The organism is Pseudomonas sp. FG13 (assembly GCF_057809755.1).
This window is the reverse complement of record NZ_JBMDKO010000018.1, coordinates 1-17206: the sequence shown is the minus strand read 5'-3', so window position 1 is coordinate 17206 and position 17206 is coordinate 1. Positions and strand designations below refer to the sequence as shown.

The 17206-nt window shown below is 59.5% G+C and carries 13 protein-coding genes; 5 read left to right on the top strand and 8 right to left on the bottom strand.

Annotated elements, in window-relative coordinates; translation table 11 throughout:
- Positions 1–121: 121 nt before the first annotated feature.
- The 3 genes from ACODTO_RS15940 to ACODTO_RS15930 all read left to right on the top strand — a co-directional run bounded on the left by ACODTO_RS15940 (position 122) and on the right by ACODTO_RS15930 (position 4819).
- Positions 122–2203, top strand: a complete 2082-nt coding sequence (locus ACODTO_RS15940) for a carboxy terminal-processing peptidase (RefSeq protein WP_464711983.1) — start codon at positions 122–124, stop codon at positions 2201–2203.
- 119 nt (positions 2204–2322) lie between these two features.
- A complete protein-coding gene (locus tag ACODTO_RS15935; RefSeq protein ID WP_175363154.1) occupies positions 2323–4098 on the top strand; it encodes a bifunctional diguanylate cyclase/phosphodiesterase in 1776 nt (591 codons plus the stop codon).
- Between the two features lie 364 nt (positions 4099–4462).
- Positions 4463–4819 (top strand): DUF6124 family protein, encoded by a 357-nt coding sequence (locus ACODTO_RS15930; protein ID WP_265075248.1) that lies wholly within the window; start codon positions 4463–4465, stop codon positions 4817–4819.
- A gap of 75 nt (positions 4820–4894) precedes the next feature.
- Here ACODTO_RS15930 and ACODTO_RS15925 read toward each other — a convergent pair whose 3' ends face one another.
- From ACODTO_RS15925 to bamJ, 8 genes are all read right to left on the bottom strand, one after another.
- Positions 4895–5311: a hypothetical protein gene (locus tag ACODTO_RS15925; RefSeq protein ID WP_208554874.1), complete on the bottom strand. Its 417-nt coding sequence runs from the start codon at positions 5309–5311 to the stop codon at positions 4895–4897.
- The gene (locus ACODTO_RS15920) at positions 5289–5693 is read right to left on the bottom strand and encodes a hypothetical protein (protein WP_489106704.1); all 405 of its coding nucleotides are present in this window, start codon (positions 5691–5693) and stop codon (positions 5289–5291) included. Before ACODTO_RS15920 ends, ACODTO_RS15925 begins: the two co-directional genes overlap by 23 nt.
- A 174-nt stretch (positions 5694–5867) precedes the next feature.
- Entirely contained in the window at positions 5868–6287 is a 420-nt protein-coding gene (locus ACODTO_RS15915) for a hypothetical protein (protein ID WP_080686257.1), read from the bottom strand.
- A 7-nt stretch (positions 6288–6294) separates the two neighbouring features.
- Positions 6295–11061 (bottom strand): RHS repeat-associated core domain-containing protein, encoded by a 4767-nt coding sequence (locus ACODTO_RS15910; protein ID WP_489106703.1) that lies wholly within the window; start codon positions 11059–11061, stop codon positions 6295–6297.
- Positions 11062–11466: 405 nt separating this feature from the next.
- A complete protein-coding gene (locus tag ACODTO_RS15905; RefSeq protein WP_003179080.1) occupies positions 11467–11838 on the bottom strand; it encodes a hypothetical protein in 372 nt (123 codons plus the stop codon).
- On the bottom strand, positions 11835–12176 hold the full coding sequence (locus ACODTO_RS15900; protein ID WP_139648021.1) for a helix-turn-helix domain-containing protein: 342 nt from the start codon (positions 12174–12176) through the stop codon (positions 11835–11837). The genes ACODTO_RS15905 and ACODTO_RS15900 overlap by 4 nt, the downstream gene beginning before the upstream one ends.
- Positions 12177–12289: 113 nt before the next feature.
- Positions 12290–12745 carry a YkvA family protein gene (locus tag ACODTO_RS15895; RefSeq protein WP_139648020.1) on the bottom strand — a complete coding sequence of 152 codons (456 nt, stop codon included), beginning with the start codon at positions 12743–12745 and terminating at the stop codon, positions 12290–12292.
- Positions 12746–13038: 293 nt separating this feature from the next.
- Positions 13039–13752 (bottom strand): BamJ family beta-barrel-assembly machinery protein, encoded by a 714-nt coding sequence (bamJ, locus tag ACODTO_RS15890; protein ID WP_139648018.1) that lies wholly within the window; start codon positions 13750–13752, stop codon positions 13039–13041.
- A 268-nt stretch (positions 13753–14020) separates the two neighbouring features.
- Here bamJ and ACODTO_RS15885 point away from each other — a divergent pair, with 268 nt between their 5' ends.
- On the top strand, positions 14021–15829 hold the full coding sequence (locus ACODTO_RS15885) for a di-heme-cytochrome C peroxidase (protein WP_139648015.1): 1809 nt from the start codon (positions 14021–14023) through the stop codon (positions 15827–15829).
- Between the two features lie 31 nt (positions 15830–15860).
- Positions 15861–16997: a catalase family protein gene (locus ACODTO_RS15880; protein ID WP_489106702.1), complete on the top strand. Its 1137-nt coding sequence runs from the start codon at positions 15861–15863 to the stop codon at positions 16995–16997.
- Positions 16998–17206: the final 209 nt, after the last annotated feature.

Sequence of the window (17206 nt, the reverse complement as noted above, 5' to 3'; positions counted from 1 at the left end):
CTCGACTGGGCCCGCTGCTGTAACGCCGGGCTTTCTTGCATTATGCGCCCGGGCCACATGGAACCGGCGACTTCAAAGACGGCCTAATATGCGTTATCAATTGTCCCTGCGTCGAATCAGTATGAAGCACCTGTTCCCCAGTACCGCCCTCGCGCTTGTCATTGGCCTCGGTCTGTTACCCCTGTCGAGCGATACGTTCGCAGCCAACAGCTGGGACAAGCTTCAACCTGATCGCGACGAGGTGATTGCCAGCCTTAACGTCGTTGAGTTGCTAAAGCGCCACCACTACAGCAAGCCACCGCTCGATGACGCGCGCTCGGTCATCATCTATGACAGCTACCTGAAGCTGCTTGATCCGTCGCGCAGCTATTTCATGGCCAGCGATATCGCTGAATTCGACAAGTGGAAGACCCAGTTCGACGACTTCCTCAAGAGCGGCGACCTCAACGCCGGGTTCGTCATCTACAAGCGTTACCTGGACCGCGTGAAGGCGCGCCTGGATTACGCCATTGCCGAGCTGAACAAAGGCGTCGACAAGATCGACTTCAATGCCAAGGAAACCCTGCTGGTCGACCGCAAGGACGCCCCTTGGCTCAAGAGCACAGCCGAACTCGATGACCTGTGGCGCAAACGCGTCAAGGACGAGGTGCTGCGCATGAAAATCGCCGGCAAGGATTCCAAGCAGATCCAGGAAACCCTGACCAAGCGCTACAAGAACCAGTTGGCCCGCCTGGACCAGACTCGCGCCGAAGACGTTTTCCAGGCGTACATCAACACCTTCGCCATGTCCTACGACCCGCACACCAATTATCTGTCGCCGGATAACGCGGAGAACTTCGACATCAACATGAGCCTGTCCCTGGAAGGCATCGGCGCGGTCCTGCAGAGCGACAACGACCAGGTGAAGATCGTGCGCCTGGTACCGGCGGGCCCTGCCGACAAGACCAAGCAGGTCAGCCCGGCGGACAAGATCATCGGTGTCGCCCAAGGCAACAAGGAAATGGTCGACGTGGTCGGCTGGCGTCTGGACGAAGTGGTCAAGCTGATCCGAGGCCCGAAAGGCTCGGTGGTGCGCCTGGAAGTCATTCCGGCCAGCAATGCGCCGAACGACCAGACCAGCAAGATCGTGTCCATCACCCGCGAAGCGGTGAAACTGGAAGAACAGGCCGCGAAGAAATCGATCCTCAACCTGAAACAGGATGGCAAGGATTACAAGCTCGGCGTCATCGAGATCCCGGCCTTCTACCTGGACTTCAAGGCGTTCCGCGCCGGGGATCCGGACTACAAGAGCACCACCCGCGACGTCAAGAAGCTGCTGACCGAGCTGCAGAAGGACAAGGTCGACGGCGTCGTCATCGACTTGCGCAACAACGGCGGCGGCTCCTTGCAGGAAGCCACCGAACTGACCAGCCTGTTCATCGACAAGGGCCCTACCGTGCTGGTGCGCAACGCCGATGGCCGGGTGGACGTACTCGAAGACGAGAACCCGGGCGCGTTCTACAAAGGGCCGATGGCCTTGCTGGTCAACCGCCTGTCGGCCTCGGCCTCGGAGATTTTTGCCGGCGCCATGCAGGACTATCACCGGGCGTTGATCATCGGTGGCCAGACGTTCGGCAAAGGCACCGTGCAGACCATCCAACCGCTGAACCATGGCGAACTGAAGCTGACCCTGGCCAAGTTCTACCGGGTGTCCGGCCAGAGCACCCAGCACCAGGGCGTGCTGCCTGACATCGATTACCCGTCGATCATCGACACCAAGGAAATCGGCGAAAGCGCCCTGCCCGAAGCCATGCCGTGGGACACCATCCGGCCAGCGATCAAACCGGCGGTGGACCCGTTCAAACCGTTCCTGGCCCAGCTCAAGTCCGACCACGACAACCGCACCTCTCAGGATGCCGAGTTCGTGTTCATCCGTGACAAGCTGGCCCTGGCGCAGAAATTGATGCTGGAGAAAACCGTCAGCCTCAACGAAGCCGACCGTCGCGCCCAGCATGCCGACATCGAGGCCAAGCAACTGGCGATGGAAAACCTGCGTCGCAAGGCCAAGGGCGAAGAGCCGCTCAAGGAACTGAAGAAAGAAGACGAAGACCTGATCACCGAACCGGAAAAGACCAAGCCGGAAGACGATGCGTACCTGAGCGAGACCGGGCGAATCCTGCTGGATTACCTGAAACTCAATACAGCGGTCGCCAAGCAAGGATGATGGCCATTTAATGGTGACTCTCGTCGGACTGTCATCAAACTGACATCAGTCTGTCGTGAAATATAGGACTGGGCACCCCACCAAGGTGCCCGGTCCTTTTTTTATCGCCAGAGATCGCCATGACCACGACCGAACAGCTGAGTGCCTTGAGTTCAATCCTGGCTCAAAGCGGTTTGCACAGTCTGTTCCAACCGATCGTATGCCTGTCCGAACGACGCATCCTGGGTTACGAAGCCTTGACCCGCGGGCCGTCCAACAGCCCGCTGCACTCTCCCATCGCCTTGCTCTCCGTGGCCCGCCAGGCCGGACGCCTCAGTGAACTGGAACTGGCCTGCCGACGCAGCGCCTGCCAACGCTTCAACGAGCAAAAATTGCCGGGCAAGCTGTTTCTCAATGTCTCGCCCGAGTCGCTGCTGGAGTCGGCGCACCAGACCGGACGCACCTTGCAACTGCTGCAGGACTTCGGCATCCCGCCCAGCCAGGTGGTCATCGAGCTGACCGAACAAACCCCGATCGATGATTTCCAGCTTCTGCAGAACGCGCTGCATCATTACCGGGCCATGGGCTTCTCCATTGCCCTGGACGATCTTGGCGCTGGTTATTCGAGCCTGCGGCTGTGGTCCGAATTGCGGCCCGATTACGTGAAGATCGACCGCCACTTCATCGACGGCATTCACCAGGACGCCCTCAAGCGCGAGTTTGTCGGCTCGATCCTGAAGATCGCCCGGACGTCCCGCTCCCAAGTGATTGCCGAGGGCATCGAACTGCCGGAAGAACTGGCGGTGCTGATGGAAATGGGCGTCGATCTGGTCCAGGGATACCTGCTTGCCCGCCCTCAGGAACAGCCATCACGGGATGCCAAGGCGCTGATGCCCAGGCAGGACAGCGGCACGGTGCCGCTGAGCGATGAAATCAACGACCTCAGCGCCCTGCTCAACGAGCAACCAGCCATGCCCCATGACACCCCTACGGCACGGGTCCTGGACGCTTTTCGGCGCCAGGCCAACCTCAATTCCCTGGCCGTGCTGGACAATCAGAACCGCCCCTGCGGCATCGTCCACCGCCATTCACTCTCGGACGCCTTGCTCAAACCCTTCGCCACCGACCTGTTCGCCCGCAAACCCATCAGCCGCCTGATGAGCGATGATTTCCTGGCCGTGGAACTGAGCCAATCGCTGCAACAAGTCAGCCGCCTCATCACCAGCCGCGCCCGCCAGCGCATCGAAGAAGACTTCATCATCACCCTCAACGGTCACTACCTGGGGCTGGGCCGGGTGATCGACGTGCTCAAGCTCATCACCGAACTGAAGATCCAACAGGCCCGCTATGCCAACCCGCTGACCCTGCTGCCGGGCAACGTACCGATCCAGCAGTGCCTGACCCGTCTGCTGCAACAGCGACAGGAAGCGGTGATCTGCTACGTCGACATCGACAGCTTCAAACCCTTCAACGACATCTATGGCTACGGTCGCGGCGACGAAGTCCTGCTGTGCCTGGCCCAATGCCTGAACGAACGCATCGACCCCAGCCGCGACTTCGTGGGCCACATCGGCGGCGACGACTTCCTGCTGGTCCTCGGCCCGGAAGACTGGCGCAAGCGCCTGAACCAGCTGCTGAGCGACTTCCAGACCCATTGCCGCCGGTTCTATCGTCCTGAGCATCTGGAGGCTGGGTGCTTTACGGCGTTGAACCGGCAGGGGATTCGACAGGAATTTGCGTTGTTGTCGCTATCGATTGGCGTGGTGCATCTGCGCTCAGAGGTTTGCGGGGAGCTGGATGCGAGCCAGTTGGCGGAACTGGCTTCGCAGGCTAAGCATCATGCGAAGGAAGTGCCTGGGGGGAGTTTGTATTTAGTTGAGGCTGAGCCTACCGAGTATGTGGGTGCAGTGGTTTGAGCTGCATCCCTAGCGGATGGGATTTTCCTGACAGCTTGCGGTTCTAACCCCTTGCCGACATCGCCTTGCGCCATTGCCTACAACTACGCCAGAATCCGCCGGCTTGTGCGCTTTGGGCCACGTCGGTAGCTTGAGTCCTGTCACTGCTCATCAGTGATCGGGTTTAGTCGCCCGCCTCAACCTAAGGCGTATCAAGTCCCTGTTGGACAGGCTTTGCTGTTCCTGTATTGATGGTGGCTGTACGCAGGGCGCCCTCGGGCGCGCCGGGATTCTTAGGTTCACCGGTCGACTAACCTGCGTACAGCTGCCGCCCTCTCGTTTAGTCGCGAGGTGGTGCCAGCATTACTTACAGGAACCTAAGTAGATGGCCAAAATTACACCGAACCCTCCAGCCACAGACGAACCCGCATCACGCGTCCAGTCAGCCCGTAACAAAAAACTCGATGACGCTGCTACGCGAGCTCTGGATTTCTATCTGAAACCCACGCCTGAGAAAGAAACGTCCGACACACACACTCTCTTCATCATCGCGCCTGATGTGGACTCTGAGTGTTTGCTTGCCAACCTCAGTGAAAACCTGGCGTCAGCGAATGCCATGATCAGTGATTTGGCGTTTGACCTTGAGGGTTCGCGGCGGCATGTTGCGCTGGGGATTCAGCAGGTGATTGAGTTGAGTGAACTGTTGGCGAATCGGGCTTTGGATATTGTTGAGGTGAGGTAGACGGGATTGCGTGCCTTCGAACTAGAAAGATCTTGCCTACAAGATTTTTCTAGTTCGCAAACAACTATATCCAAGTTACCATGTCAATGGATCTTCTTGGCTAGCCTTGTAGAGATCATCATTCCATTCTTCTGCCAGATACCTATAAATATCCTCAAAAAACACCCTGCAATCTTTCCTTCCATCCCATCCGGGCGGAAGCGATGAGTGTGAAACCACGTCGTGTTCAAATATGTCACTGAAATCATATTCCGGATCATCAATCGCTATTGCCAGCACGCAGAAAAAAACAAACTTATGTCGATAGCTTAAATTTCTGAAACGATGAATAACGTACCTATAAATCAACTCCTTTCGATCTTCAGCACATTCGAGCTTATATCGCAACAGCTCCTCGCCCAGACTCTCTTCGCAATCATATATTTCGAATCCACCCAGAAAATGATCCAGCTGAGGTTCATATGGGCGATCAAGAAACGGATGCATCAACATCGAATCCTCCTACGGGATAAGCGGTGACCGGACGTAGCGTTTCATAATCGAACCTGACTTCGAATACATTAATTTCACTTTGAAATATCGGACTTTGCCAATCATTTACATTGGGTATATACCCTTGACCAACATTTGGCATATACATACGAACAACCGGATTACCTCTTCTGTCCTCACCTGTAAATCGGGGAAGTTTTCGAGCCTCCCTGCTTAGCGCCTCACTCATGGCTTGATGCTGCACTCTAAAGTTATTGAACTTCGTAGAGCAGTTAGCGTTCCACTTCCTCTCTTGGGGAGGCTGTACTTCTTTGGTTACGCTTTCTGATGATTTTTCATCAGGAATAAACGAGCCATATCTATTAGATTTTTTCAAAATCATCCCTTCCTATCGAGTTACGAACTCAAGCTAGTTTCTAGCTGGTAAGGTTCGAGACAAACCAATAGCAACCGCATAAATTGAGGCCGATTCTTTACCCTCATCGAAATCCGTGTCCATTCCGAATACATCATTTGCCACTGTGCAGAGCTTTGTAGTGCCAGAAAACGAGCGCTCCTATATGTAATTCCACGTAGAGCTGTCTTCGGCTTCAGCCTTGCGAATATCTTCACTCCACACATCGCTAGCCAGTCTATATATTTCCGCAAAAAAACCGCGAGGATCTTCCATTTCCTCCCAACCGTCAGGGAGTGATGAATGCTCTTCAGGGTCGTGTTTCAACAATGTCTGAAAATCATAGCCATCATCCAAAAGCGCTTCTTCTAAGCACTTATACAGTAAAAACCGCTCCCGATAGGACCGCCTTACTTTCAAAGAATAGTTAACAATCAACCTCTCCCTATCGGATTCGTCATTGGGATCAAATTTATTAAGCTCTACCCCTAGCGTTTCCTCCCTATCATAAATATCAAAGCACCCCAGAAAATAGGATGGTGTTGGTATATATGGGAGTCCAGTGCCTGGATCGATATGCATCTTAAACCTACCTAATTGGATATAACGTAAACGGAATCTCTGTATCCGGATCGAACTTCATTTCAAATCTATCCATTGCCACAAGCGTTGGATTTGATGGATCTCTCCTATTTGGAATATAACCCTCCCCTGCTCCTGGCAGATCCATTCTTACAATATGATTATTGCGCTGATCCCGCCCCGTAAAAGGTGAGAGACCGTTTTCCTTACGACTGATTGCAAGATTGTATGCTCTAAGCTGCATTTCCCAGCTGGAGAACCTTGAACTTGGATTTCCTCTCTCATTTCTAGGTGTAACGCCGGTAGAGGGATCCGTACCGTTAATTGCCCGTTGCTTCCAGGCTTCATCGGAAACCGCCAAGCTATGTTTACTGACCATATGCATGCCCTGCTCCCGATCTAAACGCCTGACCTCTTGCTCCGCCAACTCTTCTACGGTTGGCTTAGGCAGTCGCTGCTCTCCCTCATCCACCCCAACCTTGGCAGCCGGATCCTGCTCCCCAGCCGCCGGCCTGCACCCACCCTTCCCCGGGCAATCCACCAACCCCAACGGATCCACCCACCCCGTCGGGTTCAGGGTGTACCGATACCCATTGAGCCCACCCGCCAGTTTGCTCGGATCAGGGGTCAGGTAGCGGCCCGTTTCCGGATTGTAGTAGCGGTGCCGGTTGTAGTGCAGGCCGCTTTCCGGGTCGAAGTATTGGCCCTGGAAGCGCAGCGGTTGTTCCAGCTGTTCGCCGCCGCCGTGCTCTATCGCTCGGACTTTGCCGTAGCCGTGGTAGCGCGCCGACCAGACGATCTGGCCGCCGTAGTTGGTCAGTTCCTGGGGCGTGCCCAGGTGGTCGAGGTGGTAGTAGAACGGGCAGGCGTTGAGGCCTTTGCCGTCGAGCAGCGCCAGCGGACGGAAGGTGCCGGGTTCGTAGAGGTAGCTGCGGTGGTGATGGCGGCTGCTTTCGGCGACAAGCTGGTCGCCCTGCCAGAAGAACTCGGTGGTCAGGCCGGCCACGGTCTTGCTGATACGTCGGCCGAAGGCGTCGTAGCGGTAGGACGTTTCGCGACCGTCCGCCGTGGTGACGCCGATCAGGCGGTGCTGGCTGTCGTAGCGGTATTCGGTGACGAGGACCTGGGCCTTGCCACGGCGTTCGCGGATCAAGTTGCCGAAGGCGTCGTAGTCGTAGTGACGGTCGCCCTCCATCAGCAGGCGATTGCCCTTGAGGTGGGTCGGGCCGGGGCGGTCCTGCATCAGCAGGTTGCCGGCCGGGTCGTGGGCGAAGTGTTCCGCGGGATCGGTGTGGGAATGCTCGATCCGGGTCAGGCGGTCCAGCGGATCGTACTGGTACTCGCGCCGCCCTCGACGGCTGTCGGAAATGGCGGCGAGGTTGCCCTTGGGGCTGTAGGCATAATCGCGCCAGAACAGCGTCTGCTGGCTCTGCAGCACGGTGTGGGCCTTGAGCCGGCCCTGTTCGTCGTGTTCGTACTGGCTGAGCAGCAGGCCCTGTTGGCGCTGAAGTTCGCGGCCGCCACGCAGCTGGTGTTCGGTGAGGCGTGCGCCGTTCAGGTCGATGGCGGTCAGTGCACCGCCCGGGGCATGGTGGTAGTCGAGGCGGCTATCGTCCGGCAGGCGCAGGTGATTGAGCCGCCCGCAGGCGTCGTAGCCATAGCGCAGGGTGCCCCAGCCCTGATGCTCGGTGATCAGCCGGTCCTGGGTGTCGTACTCGAAGGCCAGCGGATGGTCGCTGCCGTCATCGACATGAACCAGCCGACCCAGCCCGTCGTAGCGGTACTGGATCGTCTGGCCGTCGGGCAGGGTCTTGAGCCGTAGGCGTCCGACCGCGTCACGCTGGTACTTGGTAACCCATTGACTGTCGTCGGCACCGAACTCGGTTTTCTCCAGCAGATGCCCATTGAGGTCGTAGGCATAAGCGGTGCGCTGGCCATCGAAGCCGATTTGCTGTCGGATCAAACCGCTGGAGGTGTAGTCCAGCTGATACTTTTCCCCGGACTCGTTCTCGATCTCGGTCAGCAGCAGCCGCGCCGAGTCGTAGCGGTAGTGCAGCGTACTGCCGTCGGGATTGATGCGGCGGCTGACCAGGTGCAGGTCGTCGGCGTACTCGTAGCGGGTGACGCGGCCCTGTTCGTCGCGCTCGGAGGTGACCTTGCCGTAGGCGTTGTAGGTCCAGGCTCGAGTAGCACCAGAGGGCAAGGTGGTCTGCAGCAACCGGCCCACGGCGTCCCATTGGTAGTGCGTCACCCCGCCGTGTTCATCCTGGCGGGTCAGCAAGCGCCCCAGGGTGTCGTAGGCAAAAGCCCGCTGGCTGCCGTCAGGCAGGGTTTCTTCTGTCAGTTGGCCGAGCCGGTTCCAGGTGAACCGGTGTTCACTGGCATCCGGGTAGTGGATCGACAACAACTGCCCGTGGGCATCGTAGGCATACCAGGTGCGCTGTTGATCCGGGTCGATGGCCTCGATCACCTCGCCACGGTCGTTGCGCCGATAGGTCCATACGGCCTTGCCACGGGAACGGGCGTGCAGGAAACCGTTGCGGTATTCGTAGGACGTGGGCGCGTCTTCGGGTGGAATCAGCGCCACTAGACGCCCGACTTCGTCGTAGTGGTATTCGGTGACGGCGCCCAACGGGTCCTGTTCGGCGATCAGCCGGCCTTGTTCGTCGTAGGCCTTGAGGTGTTCGCCGCCGTCGGGCTCGACCTTGCGCACCAGCCGTGCGCGGTCGTCGTGGACATAGGTCTCTTCGCTGCCGTCGAGGTGCCGGACCGTGACGCTGCCGTCCTCGCCCCAGCTGTAACGGGTGTCCATCTGCGCGAACGAGGCCCAGTGCCGCACGCAGCGGGCGGCCTGGCCGACGCCCTGCCATTCCCAGAAGAAACTTGCCCCGCCGGCCAGTTGTCGCTGGAGGATGACGTGGGCATCGTCGTAGTCGTAGCGCTCGCTTTCCCCGGCGGCGTTGGTCGCTTCGACCAGCCGTGAGCGCGCGTCGTAGCGGTAGGTCGCCAGGGTCTGTTCGGTGCGCCAGGCTTCGTCCAGGGTGAGGGCCGGGTGAAAGCTCTGGTAGTCGAGGGCGATGAGGTGACGCTGTTCGTAGCGCAGTTGCAGGGCGCGTCCGGCGCCGTTGTCCAGGCGGCTGATGTCGCCATGGATGTTGCGCTGGATCGTCAGGCGGTTGTCGTAGCGGTCGCTGAGGGCGGTCAGATAACCGTCGCGAAAGTGTAGGAAAGGCGCCTGTTCGCCGGGTTGGGCGACGATCAGTTCATCCGGCTCGGTGCCCAGGTAGATGGCCGCCCGAGCCAGGCTGTTGTGGATTGCCGGGCGCTGGGCATTGGGCAGCGGAAAGGTCGTGCGACGGTTTTCCTGGTCGATCCAGATGACCTGCTCGCCCTCAAGCAGCAGGCGGTGCGCCAGGGCATGGCTCCAGCCGCGTCCCAGCCCCACGTCCTGATCCGCCGCGCTGCTGCGGTACAGGCGGGTGAAGACGAACGACAAGCGGCCATCGAGCGTGCCGTCGTCCAGGGTCAGCAGTTCCTCGCCGGTGACCATCGATACCGGACAGCCGTCGGTGCGGGTCAGGGCCGCGCTGTCGGCGCTGTCGCCGTTGGGGTTTTTCGATTGGGCCGGGGCGTCGTCGTGGGGTTCGGGCTTTTTCAGTGTGGTGTTGCGTTGCGCATCCCAGCGCAGCTGCATCCGGCCTTTTTTTACTCCGGCCGCAATGCCGCGCGCCGCCACAGTCTTGTAACGGTCGACGTAGCCCATGAAACCGTTGACGACCGCAAAGATCGCGCTGACGAAACGCTGTACGGCATTTATCAGGCTTGCGCCGTGCTTGGCCAGCCGCATTGCCAGGTAAGCGACGCCAGCCCCCGCCCCGGCGAAGGTCAGCACCACGCCAATCAGCAGGTCAAGCAGCAACTGCACCACCACCGTCGAGAGTGCTTCGCTCGTTTCGCCGGCGATCTCACTGGGTGGCAGCATCTCCAGCCAGAGACTGGCGGTGCGAACCAGCAGGCACAGCGCCGCTTCGTCACTGGTCAGCAACTGCAGCTTCGCCATCACTTGCGGCGCGTCCTGCGCCAGCTTCATCAACTGACTGGCACTGCTGCCCAGGCGGTCAACAAACTGCCCGGGGTCCTTGAGGATGTCCGAGAGCAGGTTGAGGCTGTCCCATACCCCTTCGATTGCCGCCCAACTGCCGGCAAGCAAGCCGTTGCCCACCGCAGTTGCCGAGGTGGCCAGGGATTGCTGCGCCCACTGCGGCTTGAACCCCTGCCATTCGCCGCGCAGCCAGTCTGTCAGTTGCGTGGTCAGGCCATCGTAGGAGGAAAACAACTGACCGATCTGCGCGGGCGATACCTCGCCCTGGACATGGACCCGATAGAACTTCCCCGCATCCCCCCTGAAGACTCCCAGCCCCTGGGCATCCAGGATGACCGGCGTGACCTCGCCGCTGTCCACCGCCACCACATCCACCACGATGTCGCCCAGCGGAATGTCGTACACCGATTCGAGTTTGCTCTCGATCGTCATCACCCCGCCTTGGGGGCACTGGACGACGGTGGAGAGGAAATCATCATCGCCGGTGCTGACGACGGTGGTGTTGTCACCGAAGCGAATCAGCCGCTCCATGCCCATCAGCGAAGGCAGGTCGGCCGCCTGGCTGGCCCGGTCTGCCGCACGGCCGTACCAGCGCTCCAGTTGCTCGCGATAGAGGGAAAGGGTGTCTTTGAAACTGTCGAGCTCCTGCTCGATACGGTGCACCTGATCCATCAAGGCATGACGCGATCAAGGGCCAGCAGGAAAAACCGGTCGAACATGGGCAAACGTCTCGCAGCACTCAGGAAGCGCGAGACTTTGCCGGGGATCGCAAAGGAAATAAGTCAGGGAAAGATGCAGTAGACGTAGGGCGATTCGCTAAATGCAAAAACCCATCGCCCCCTTGGAGTCGATGGGTCTTTAACCCACCAAAAAGATCGTCGTCGGCGATTGCTCAGCGCATGCGTCAGTTGCTGAAGCGCCCGCGATTTAAAGCCGCATACCCAACTGAGCCCCAGGCAAACATATTCATTTTCGACTTGGCTGCCCGATTTTTCTTGAGCGGCCCAGGAAAATCTCAAGAATGCCCGGTTTTTCCGATTTTCTTTAACCGGTCCGCGCCAGGATCCGTCAGAACAATCAAGCCTCCGCCGACTCCGGATACTCATACTCGAACACCCGGACCACTTCCGAAGCATGCCAGGACGCGGCGGCCACTCCATCGGAAGGGCCGGAAAAACGCCCCAGGCGTTCGACACACTCGAAGAAACCGGTTCGGGGTAACCGGCTGGCGCCCTGGCTGATGACCAGGGAGCTGCGCAACGGCTGTTCGGCCCGGGCGTCCAGCGCCGCCAGATGTTCAAGGGCGGCGGTCAGGGTCTGCATGGCCGGGCTGGGCAGCTGCAAACGCTCCAGCAAGGCACGATACGTCAACAAATGGCGCTGGCGGCGCGCCTGGTCCAACTCACCCAACAACCCATCCCAATGCTGCCGACTGATACGTACACTCACGATCCTTCCCTCCAACCCGGCACCGTCAATTCCCAGGCCAGACTACGTCGAATCGCAGCATCGGGCTGACGCTCGCCGCTTTCGATCATGGCCAGATAAGACGGGCTGATACCTACCGTGCGGGCCAGCGCCTCGATGGCGATGCCCTTCCCTTCGCGCAAACTGCGTAATTGATCCAGGCCAGGAAGAATCTGGTCCGGTGCCGCCGCGTGCTGGGCCTTGGCCTCTTGCGGCGGTGCTTGATGGATGCCTGCGGCTTTCAACAACGACTGGTACTGGTCCCACGGCAAAACCGCGTACTCGGGCTCTCCGTCGCGTGTGATTATCTGAATATCCATCTCTACCCCGTAGGACGATGACACTTAGCGAGTCAGCCTTTTCCTTGGAAGTGTAATCCTAATTGGCGGCTAAGGTCGCGGGGTGATGGTCGTCCGAAGGGAAACGAACAGAATCAGGGCTTTTTCTGCTCCTGGAGCTGCAGTTGTCGAGGGGTATCGGGAAGTCTTTCGACCCGTGCGAGCTTGTCGGGGGACTGCGCATCACGCCAGGCGCGGAAGGCACTGAGCTCGTCATCAAGGGTTTTCATGATCCACGCCAGCACGGCGATATCGTCGATCATGCCAAACATTGGCAGCAGGTCCGGAATCGCATCCAGGGGGCTGAGGAAATACATGAGCCCCGCCACCACCGATAGCAACGACTTGGCACTGACCGCCCGGTATTCGCCGCGCCAGTAAGCCAGGCATAACGCCTGCAACAAACGCAGATCGTCCTTGAGCCTCCCCAGCCGTCCGCCTTCCCGGGCACTCTTGCGGGCGACGGCAAACAACAGCGTCGGCAAGCGGCCACGGGCCAGCAACCGTCCTGCCAAAGGCAGGAATCGTGCAAAATTCCACGGTGCCTTCATTTTTTCTTCCTACTGAAATGTTATCCACACAAATTGTGGATAACCTTGTGAACAGAGCTGCATTTCACCGCTGAAGCCCCCGTTTCATAAGGCCTGAGCTCAGATCGGGCGTTTTTTACTCACATAAAAAAACCCAATATTTCATTGACTTGACAGGCCGACTGGGTCTAGCCCAGCGCCTGTATTGCCTATGACTGCCGTCCGCGATGTGCGTTCGGTTTTTTCGGATTTTCCGCCGCCCGGATGCGACAACGCCCCGCATAAGCGAGGCGTTGTCGTTATAGCAGACGCGATTACTTGGCTGCGTCTTCTTTTGCCGGATCCTTGATCGCCAGCAGTTCCAGGTCGAAGACCAGGACCGAGTTGGCAGGGATCGCAGGGCTCGGGCTCTGGGCACCGTAGGCCAGGTCGCTCGGGATGTACAGTTTGTACTTCTCGCCGACATGCATCAGTTGCAGACCTTCGACCCAACCCGGGATCACACCGCTGACCGGCAGGTCGATTGGGCTACCGCGTTCCACGGAGCTGTCGAACACGGTGCCATTGGTCAGCTTACCGGTGTAGTGGACAGTCACTACGTCGGTCGGCTTGGGCTGTGGGCCGTCAGCTTTCTTGACCACTTCGTACTGCAAGCCGGAAGCGGTGGTGGTCACGCCAGGCTTCTTGCCGTTTTCCTCGAGGAATTTCTTGCCGGCGGCCGCCGACTCTTCACTCATCTTGGCCATGCGCTCTTCGGCACGCTTTTGCAGTGCGGCAAAGGCTTCGACCAGTTCTTCGTCTTTCAGCTTCTGTTCTTTCTTGCCGACGGCATCTTCGATGCCCTGGGCGACCGCTTTGGAGTCCAGGTCGTCCATACCTTCCTGAGCCAGGCTTTTGCCCATGTTCAGGCCGATACCGTAGGAAGCTTTCTGCGCCGGGGTTTTCAGCTCAACGCTGGTCTGCGAGTCGCAACCTGCGAGTACCAGGCCAACCAGGGCAACCGCCGCCGCCAACCGATGCTGTTTCATGCTATTTCCTTGTTCATGCGCCTAAAGGGCAATCGAGTAAAGCCGCGAGCTTATCAGGCCGCCACGACCAATGGCTACCGGCATGTGAGCGGAAAACCGGTGATAAGTTCAGGTGCCACAAACGCTTTTTGATCCTGTGCAGATGAAGCATCTGTCATCCGTTACGTACAGGGACCTGTCGCCGCACCCTGCGGCCGGAAAATAATGGCCACTTGCCGGCCGCGCAGCACTGAGGCATAAGGGCGTATCAAAAAACAAGGATGTGACCGTGCGCCTCCTCTCTCGCATTTTCCTGCTGCTCCTCGTACTGGTACTGGTCGCCGTGGCCGTGGTGCTTTATTACGTCGCCAATCCGCGCCTGCCGTTCTACACCCCCGTCGAACAGGTCCACTACCTGGATCAATGGAGCGCCGCCGAGCGCCAGACGTATTACTTCACGCCCCAGGGGACGCAAGTCAAAGGCCTGCGTTACGAGTGGTTCACGGCCCTCGAGTTGCCATTCTCGCAGCAGCGCTTCGCGTCGCCCGAATACCTGGCGCGCTTCGGCTTTCTGGTCGATCCGGCGCAGAAAGCCTCCCAGGACAACCCCGGCAACCTGCCGGTGGGTTTTGCGCGACACCAGAACCCGGGCAGCACCGAACAATTCCTGGACATCACCTGTGCCGCCTGCCACACCGGCGAATTACGTTTCAAGGGCCAGGCGATACGGATCGACGGCGGCTCGGCGCAACATGTCCTGCCCTCCAGCGTGCCAACCTTGCGCGGCGGCAGTTTCGGACAGGCACTGGTCGCCAGCCTCGCCTCGACCTACTACAACCCTTGGAAATTCGAACGCTTCGCTCGCCAGGTCCTGGGCCAGGACTACGATGATGCCCGCCACGACGCATTGCGCAAGGCATTCAAGGATTCTCTGGATACGTTCCTGCGGGTCGCCTGGAATGACACCCACCGCGGCCTCTACCCCACCGAGGAAGGTCCTGGCCGTACCGACGCGTTTGGCCGCATCGCCAATGCCAGTTTCGGCGACGCCATTTCGGCGACGAATTACCGGGTCGCCGACGCCCCGGTGGATTACCCGCAGTTGTGGGACATCTGGACCTTCGACTGGGTGCAATGGAACGGCTCGGCCCAACAGCCGATGGCCCGTAACGTCGGTGAGGCGCTGGGTGTGGGCGCCACGTTGAATTTCTTCGACGCCCAGGGCAAGCCATTGCAGGGCGATGCGCGCTACCCTTCCAGCGTACGCGTGCGCGATCTGCATACGATCGAAGAAACCCTGCAACTGCTCAAACCCCCGGCGTGGCCGGAAGCACTGCTGGGCTCGATCGATAAACCCCTCGCCGCCAAGGGCCGGGCGTTGTTCGCGGAAAACTGCGCCGGCTGCCATGTGCCCAAGGTGGTCCAGGGCCCCGACAGACCGGTCCAGCAACTGCACATGCTGCCAGTGAAGGTGATCGGCACCGACCCGGGCACGGCCAATAACATTGCCGACCACCGCTTCGACTTGACCAGCCTGCAATGGGACCCGGCCGAACTGGCGAAACTGGACGTACAACTGCACCCGACGCCGACGCAACCGCTGGACCTGAGCCAGGTTTCGGTCGCCAAGGGCCTGGCCTACGTCACGGCGTTCGTCGAGAACCGCGCCTACCGCGACGCCGGCGTCACCCCGGTCGAGCGGCCGGCCATGGATGGCTTCGGCCTGCCCATCGGTGTACGCGAACTGCGCGCCTACAAGGCCCGGCCACTGGCCGGCGTCTGGGCCACACCACCGTTCCTGCATAACGGCTCGGTGCCGACGATCTATCAGTTGCTGTCCCCTCAGGACGAACGAGCGACCACCTTCTATAAAGGCAGCTTCGAGTACGATCCCCGGCACCTGGGTTATCGCACCGAAGCCTTTACCAACGGTTTTCTCTTCGACACCCGGATCACCGGCAACCACAACAGCGGTCATGAATTCCGCGCCGGCGAACGGGGTAACGGGGTGATCGGTCGCCTGCTGCAACCGCAGGAACGCTGGGCATTGCTGGAGTACCTCAAGGTGCTGGGCGGGCCGCTGGAATCGCAACTGTAATGATGAATCTCTCAGGCAAAAGGACTGACCCATGCTGATCACGCTCTGGCTGCGCCTCGGCGCCTTTCTGGGCAAGACACTCCTGTGGCTGCTGGGCATCGGCTTGTTCGGCTGGGCGTTCGCCACGGCGTGGCTCGCCTGGCAACACAGCGGACCGGTGTCGGACAAGGAACAGATGCCACCCGGCGAAGCCGCCATGACCCAAGAGATCATCCAGACCGCCATCCGCATCGTCGATCAGCATCGCGAAGGCACGCGTTATCTGCGGGACGCCCATGCCAAGGCACACGGCTGCGTGATGGCCGAAGTCCAGGTGCCGACCGACCTGCCTGCCCCCCTGCGCCAGGGCGTGTTTGCCGAGCCGGGCAAGGTCTGGCAGGCGACGATGCGCCTGTCCAATGGCAACGCGTACCCTCAGTTCGATAGCCTGCGTGACGCACGCGGGATGGCCATCAAGCTGTTGAACGTGCCGGGCAAGCCGCTGTTGGCGGACCGACAATCACAGGGCGAACAGGATTTCGTGATGTTCAATCACCCGAACTTCTTCGTCAGTGATGTCGCCGAGTACCGTCAGAATGTGGCTGCCCAGGCCGACGGAAAAAAAGTGATGGCTTTCTTCCCAGGGCTGGACCCGCGCAGCTGGCAGATCCGCCACCTGTTCATCGCCCTGGCGACATTGTCACCGCCTCCCGCCAGTCCGACCCAGACTACGTATTTTTCGGTGTCGCCCTACAAGTTCGGCGAGGCCAACGCCAAGTTTCGCGTCGCGCCAGACCCGGACAGTTGCCCAAGCTATACCTTGCCGACACAAAACCAGGCACTGCCGAATTTTCTGCGCAGCGCGTTGCATCAGCAGTTATCCACAGACCGGATGCCAGCGTGTTTTGTCCTGCAGATCCAACGCCAGGACCCAGGCAAATACATGCCGATCGAGGACACCAGCGTTGAGTGGCGAGAAAGTGACGCGCCGTTCGAGACGGTGGCGCGAATCAGGGTACCGCCCCAGGACTTCGACACCCCCAAGCTGAACCTGGCCTGCGACAACCTGTCGTTCAATCCGTGGTTCGGCATCGAGGCGCACCGCCCTATCGGCGGCATCAACCGCTTGCGTAAGGCGGTGTACGAGGCAGTCAGCGATTACCGTCACAGCCGGAACGCCGAGCAGTAGATAAATGCCTTGGGAATGATCGATCCCACGCTCCGCGTGGGGACGCAAGCAGGGACAGCCAAGGCGTGCCCACTCAAACGGCAGACAACAAAAAGCCCGCTCAATGAGCGGGCTTTTTGTTGGTGACCTGGCGTTCAGTATTCCAGGTCATCGAATATGGCGCAGCGGACGGGACTCGAACCCGCGACCCCCGGCGTGACAGGCCGGTA